3 protein-coding genes and 1 pseudogene are annotated in these 5,866 nt (G+C 68.6%); 2 read left to right on the forward strand and 2 right to left on the reverse strand.

Annotation, left to right across the window (positions count from 1 at the left end):
• Window positions 1-163: 163 nt before the first annotated feature.
• Window positions 164-2,998 carry a ribosome-associated ATPase/putative transporter RbbA gene (gene rbbA, locus TSH20_RS33490; protein WP_109493030.1) on the forward strand — a complete coding sequence of 945 codons (2,835 nt, stop codon included), beginning with the start codon at window positions 164-166 and terminating at the stop codon, window positions 2,996-2,998.
• Between the two features lie 3 nt (window positions 2,999-3,001).
• On the forward strand, window positions 3,002-4,129 hold the full coding sequence (locus TSH20_RS33495) for an ABC transporter permease (protein ID WP_109157818.1): 1,128 nt from the start codon (window positions 3,002-3,004) through the stop codon (window positions 4,127-4,129).
• A gap of 155 nt (window positions 4,130-4,284) precedes the next feature.
• Here the strand turns inward: TSH20_RS33495 and TSH20_RS33500 are convergent, their stop codons facing one another.
• Together TSH20_RS33500 and TSH20_RS36030 are read right to left on the reverse strand one after the other, a co-directional pair.
• The gene (locus TSH20_RS33500; RefSeq protein WP_109157819.1) at window positions 4,285-5,688 is read right to left on the reverse strand and encodes a phosphomannomutase/phosphoglucomutase; all 1,404 of its coding nucleotides are present in this window, start codon (window positions 5,686-5,688) and stop codon (window positions 4,285-4,287) included.
• Between the two features lie 38 nt (window positions 5,689-5,726).
• Window positions 5,727-5,866: pseudogene (locus TSH20_RS36030) on the reverse strand (UDP-glucose 6-dehydrogenase); the annotation flags it as partial.

The following is a 5,866-nucleotide window of genomic DNA, read 5'->3' on the forward strand; positions in this document are numbered from 1 at the left end:
CCCCCCAACCCATCCCCCCCCCCCCCCCCGGGGGAGGGGGTGGGGGGGGGGGGGACGCACAGCGTGACTTCGCTGAGAATTCAGCGCGCTCCGCCGACCAATCCACCCCACGCTCCCCCCTCACCCTAACCCTCTCCCCGGGGGGGAGAGGGGACACCCCATCATGACCCCCGCTCCCGCCGTCTCGCTGTCCGGCGTGCGGCACCGCTATGGCGGGACGGTGGCGCTGGAGGACACCTCCCTCGACATCGCCGCCGGAGCCAGCGTCGCGGTGATCGGCCCGGACGGCGTCGGCAAATCGACCCTGCTCGGCCTGATCGCCACCGCCAAGAAAATCCAGCAGGGCAACGTCCACGTCCTCGGCACCGACGTTTCCGACCGCCGTGGCCGCGCCGCGCTCCAGCCGCGCATCGCCTATATGCCGCAGGGTCTGGGCCGCAACCTCTACGCCGACCTCAGCGTCGCCGAAAATCTCCAGTTCTTCGGCCGCCTCTTCGGCCTGAACGCCACCGAGCGCCAGCGCCGCATCGCCGACCTGCTGGAGTCCACCGGCCTCGCCCCCTTTCCCGACCGCCCGGCCGGCAAGCTGTCGGGCGGCATGAAGCAGAAGCTCGGCCTGTGCTGCGCCCTGCTGCACGATCCCGACCTGCTGATCCTCGACGAGCCGACGACCGGCGTCGATCCGCTCTCCCGCCGGCAGTTCTGGGACCTGATCGCCCGCATCCGCGCCGGCCGCCCCGGCATGACCGTGCTGGTCGCCACCTCCTACATGGACGAGGCCGAGCGGTTCGACCAAGTCGTCATGATGAACGCCGGCCGCCTGCTCGCCCACGACACCCCCGCCGCGATCAAGGCTCAGACCGGGGCCGCCGATCTGGAGGAGGCCTTCGTCGCCCTGCTGCCGGAGGATGCCCGGCGCGGCCACCAGCGCCTGACCGTCCCGCCCCGCCCGCCCGAGCCCGTCGGCGCCGAACCGGCCATCGAGGCGATCGGCCTGACCCGCCGCTTCGGCGATTTCACCGCGGTGTCGGACATCAGCTTCCGCATCGGCCGCGGCGAGATCTTCGGCTTTCTCGGCTCCAACGGCTGCGGCAAGACCACCACGATGAAGATGCTGACCGGCCTGCTGCCCGCCACGGCGGGAGAGGCGCGGCTGTTCGGCAAACCGGTGGACGCCACCGATCTGGAGAGCCGCCGCCGCGTCGGCTACATGGCGCAGGCCTTCTCGCTCTATGGCGAACTGACGGTGCGCCAGAACCTCGACCTGCACGCCCGCCTGTTCGACCTCACGGACGCCGACGCCCGACTGCCGGCGCTGGTGGAGCGCTTCGGCCTGTCCCCCTATATCGACGCGGTGGCCGACCGCCTGCCGCTCGGCGTGCGGCAGCGGCTGTCGCTGGCCGTCGCCATCCTGCACGGGCCGGAGCTGCTGATCCTCGACGAACCGACCTCCGGCGTCGATCCGGTGGCGCGCGACCAGTTCTGGCGCGACCTGATCGCCTTGTCGCGCGACCAGGGGGTGACGATCTTCGTCTCCACCCATTTCATGAACGAGGCGGCGCGCTGCGACCGGGTGGCCTTCATGAACGCCGGCCGCGTCATCGCCGCCGGCCCTCCCGACGAGCTGCGCCGCCAACAGCAGGCCGACAGCCTGGACGACGCCTTCATCGGATTTATGGAACAGGCGGAGGAATCCGACCAAAATCGCCCTCTCCCGCCCCGGGAGAGGGAGGGGACCCACGCCGTAGGCGTGGGGAGGGTGAGGGGTGATCCAAGCAACCCGAACCGCATGGTTCCTTGCACTACCCCTCACCCTTCCCATGGCGATGCCATGGGCCCCTTCCCTCTCCCGGGGCGGGAGAGGGAGTCCTCCCCCCTCTCCCGCCGCCGCCTGCTCGCCTACGCATGGCGCGAAACCCTCGAACTCCGCCGCGACCCCGTCCGCCTGACTGTCGCCCTGCTCGGCACCGTCCTGCTCATGCTGGTCTTCGGCTTCGGCATCACCATGGATGTCGAGAACCTGACCTTCGCCGTCCTCGACCACGACCGCTCCCCCGAGAGCCGCGCCTATATCGAACAGTTCGACGGCTCGCGCAGCTTCCGCGCCACCCCGCCCGCCATCGACGCCCGCGACCTTGCGCTCCGCCTGCAACGCGGCGAGGCGTCGCTGACCATCGAAATCCCGGAGGGTTTCGGCCGCGATCTCCGCCGTGGCCGCATCCCGGAGGTGGCGGTGCGCATCGACGGCGCCATGCCCTTCCGGGCGGAGACGATCCAGGGCTATGTCGCCGGCCTGCACCAGCGCTTCATCGAGGACACCGCCGTCGCGTCCGGCGTCACCCTGCCCGCCCCCGCCGCCACTCTGGAGATGCGGTACCGGTACAACCAGGCCTTCCGCAGCCTGGATGCCATGGTGCCCAGCACCATCGGCCTGATGCTGGTCTTCATCCCCGCCATCCTGGCCGCCCTCGGCGTGGTGCGCGAAAAGGAACTGGGCTCCATCACCAACCTCTACGTCACCCCGGTGACCCGGTTGGAGTTCCTGCTGGGCAAGCAGCTACCCTATATCGGGCTGGCCGCCTTCAACCTGCTGCTGATGGTCGCCATGGCCGTGACCCTGTTCGGGGTGCCGGTGAAGGGCAGCCTGATCGGACTTCTGCTCGGCGGGCTGGTCTATGTGGTGGCGACCACGGCCTTGGGGCTGCTGATCTCCGTCTTCACCGCGACGCAGACGGCGGCGGTGTTCGGCACCGCCATCGTCACCATGCTGCCGGCCACCCAATTCTCCGGCATGCTGCAGCCGGTCTCCACGCTGGAAGGCGGGGCGTGGCTGTTCGGCACGCTGTTCCCCACCACCCATTTCCTGAAGATCTCCGTCGGCGCCTTCACCAAGGGCCTCGCCCTGCCGGAGCTTCTCCCCTTCATCCTGGCGACCGCCGCCTTCGTGCCTGTCTTCCTGGCGCTGGGCGTCGCCTTCCTGCCGAAACAGGAGCGCTGAGCCATGATGCGCTTCCTCCGCAACAGCCTGACATTGGCGCGCAAGGAGTGGATCAGCCTTCTGCGCGACGTCTTCATGCTGGGCTTCGTCGTCTATTCCTTCACCTTCTCCGTCTACAGCGAGGCGACCGGCATCTCGCATGACCTGCGCAACGCCGCCATCGCCATCGTGGACGAGGACCGCTCCACCCTGTCGCAGCGTCTGGTCTCCAGCTTTCACCAGCCGGAGTTCCAGACCCCGGTGATGATCGGCCATGCCGAGGTCGATCCGGCGATGGATTCCGCCCGCTACACCTTCGTGCTCGACATTCCGCCCGATTTTCAGGCCGACGTGCTGGCCGGCCGCAGCCCGACGATCCAGCTGCTGATCGACGCCACCGCCATGATGCAGGCCGGCATCGGCGCCGGCACCATCCAGGGCATCGTCGATGACGAGGTCGGCCGCTTCGTCCGCCGCGAGGCCGAGGGCACCGCCGCCCCGGTCAGCCTTCAGATCCGCGTCGCCTACAACGAGGCGCTCGATACGAAGTGGTTCACCGGCACCATGGCGGTGGTCAGCAACGTCACCATGCTGGCGGTTCTGCTGGCCGGCGCCGCCCTGATCCGCGAGCGCGAGCACGGCACGCTCGAACATCTGCTGGTGATGCCGGTCCGCCCGGCCGAGATCATGACCGCCAAGGTGCTGGCGAATGGTGCGGTGATCCTGGGCCTGACGCTGGTGGCGCTCTATGTGGTGCTGCGCGGCCTGCTGTCGGTGCCGCTGGCCGGCTCGGTCCCGCTGTTTTTGGCCGGGACGGCGCTCTATCTGTTCTTCGCGACGGCGCTCGGCATCTTTCTCGGCACCGTGGCGCGATCGATGCCGCAGCTGGGCTTGCTGTTCATCCTGATCGTGCTGCCGATGGACATGCTGTCCGGCGGCTTCACCCCGCTGGAAAGCGAACCGGAATGGCTGCAAACGGCGATGCAGCTGTCACCCTCGACCCATTTCGTCGCCTTCGCCCAGGCGATCCTGTTCCGCGGAGCGGGCTTCGACGTGGTGTGGCCCAGGTTCGCGGCGACGGCCGGCATCGGCGCGCTGTTCTTCGCGTGGAGTCTAGCGCGGTTCAGAAGGCATCTGGCGAGTTTCAGGTAAGGGGTCGTTAGACCCCCACCTAACCTCCCCCGCTGGGCGGGGGAGGGACTGCCGCCCCTCTCCCGCATCAGCACTTGTCCCCTCCCCCGCCCAGCGGGGGAGGGTTAGGGAGGGGGCATTCGCCAGCCAAAGCCCGAACACCCCCACCCCAAACCTCAGTGCGCCGACCCGCCGCCCTCGAACGACGGCGCGCTCAGCCCCGACGCCACCAGCTGCTCGATCAGTGCGCCCTTCAGCCGCTCCAGCCCTTCCTGGCTGTAGGACTCGGCGCGGGCCACCAGCACGTCCTGGGTGTTGGACGCGCGCAGCAGCCACCAGCCGTCGTCGGTCGTCACGCGGACGCCGTCGATGTCGTTGACCTTGGCGCCCGACGCCTTGACGCGGCCCTTGACCTCCTCGACCACGGCGAACTTGCGTTCCTCGTCGATCTGGAAGCGGGTCTCCGGCGTGTTGACCATGTCCGGCAGGCCGTCGCGCAGGTCCGCCAGCGTGGTGTTCAGCTTGCTGACCAGCCCGACCAGCCGCACGCCGCAATAGAGCGCGTCGTCGAAGCCGTACCACTTGTCGGCGAAGAAGATGTGGCCCGACATCTCGCCGGCCAGCGGCGAGCCCGTCTCCGCCATCTTGGCCTTCAAGAGCGAGTGGCCGGTCTTCCACATCAGCGGATTGCCGCCATGCTTGGCGATCTCGTCGAACAGGGCCTGGCTGGCCTTGACGTCGGCGATGATGGTGGCACCCGGATGGCTCTTCAGCACGTCGGCGGCATAGAGCGCGACCAGCTGGTCGCCCCACACCACACGGCCCTTGTGGTCGATGGCGCCGATGCGGTCGCCGTCGCCGTCGAAGCCGATGCCGATGTCGCAGCCATGCTCCGCCACCGCCTTCTTCAGGTCGACCAGATTGGCCTCGACCGTCGGGTCCGGGTGGTGGTTGGGGAAGTTGCCGTCGATCTTGTCGAACAGCAGGACATGCTTGCCCGGCAGCTTGGCGGTCAGGCGGCGCAGGATCTCGCCCGACGCGCCGTTGCCGGCATCCCAGGCGATCTTCAGGTCGCGGGTGCCGTCATAATCCTTCAGCAGGCGGGCGACATACTCGTCCTGGACGTCGATCTTCTCCGACGAGCCCTGGCCCTGCTCCCAGTCGGCCTTGGCCGCCATGGTGCCGAGGTCGAGGATCTGCTGGCCATAGACCGGACCCTTGCCCAGCATCATCTTGATGCCGTTGTAGTCCGGCGGGTTGTGCGAGCCGGTGATCATGATGCCGGCCGCCGCGTCGCGGTCGCGGGTGGCGAAATACAGCATCGGCGTGGGGCCGAGCCCGATGCGCAGGACGTGCAGGCCGGTGGAAACCAGCCCGTCGACCAGCGCCTCCTCCAAATCCGGCGAGGACAGACGGCCGTCGTAGCCGACGCAGACCGTCTTGCCGCCCTTGCGCACCACCACGGTGCCGAAGGAGCGGCCGACCGCGCGGGCGTCGGCGGGAGTCAGCGTCTTGCCGACGATGCCGCGGATGTCGTACTCGCGCAGCACCGTGGGGTGGAAGGTATGGGCTTCGCTCATCGTCTCGTTAGTCCTCTGTTGGACGCCGTCTTTGGACCTTAACCGCGGTCCATTCCACCCGCCGGCGACGGCCGGCCGATGGAGCTGTAGGTGAAGCCGGCCTTCGCCATGTCCTCGGGGTTGTAGATGTTGCGCAGGTCGATCATCACCGGCCGCTTCAGCATCGACTTGACCCGAC

The sequence above is a fragment of the Azospirillum sp. TSH20 genome (assembly GCF_003115935.1).
In the GTDB taxonomy this organism is placed as follows: Bacteria; Pseudomonadota; Alphaproteobacteria; order Azospirillales; family Azospirillaceae; genus Azospirillum.

Coding starts and splice junctions, on each gene's coding strand:
- rbbA (WP_109493030.1), top strand. CDS start 164: ATGACCCCCGCTCCCGCCGTCTCGCTGTCCGGCGTGCGGCACCGCTAT.
- TSH20_RS33495 (WP_109157818.1), top strand. CDS start 3,002: ATGATGCGCTTCCTCCGCAACAGCCTGACATTGGCGCGCAAGGAGTGG.
- TSH20_RS33500 (WP_109157819.1), bottom strand. CDS start 5,688: ATGAGCGAAGCCCATACCTTCCACCCCACGGTGCTGCGCGAGTACGAC.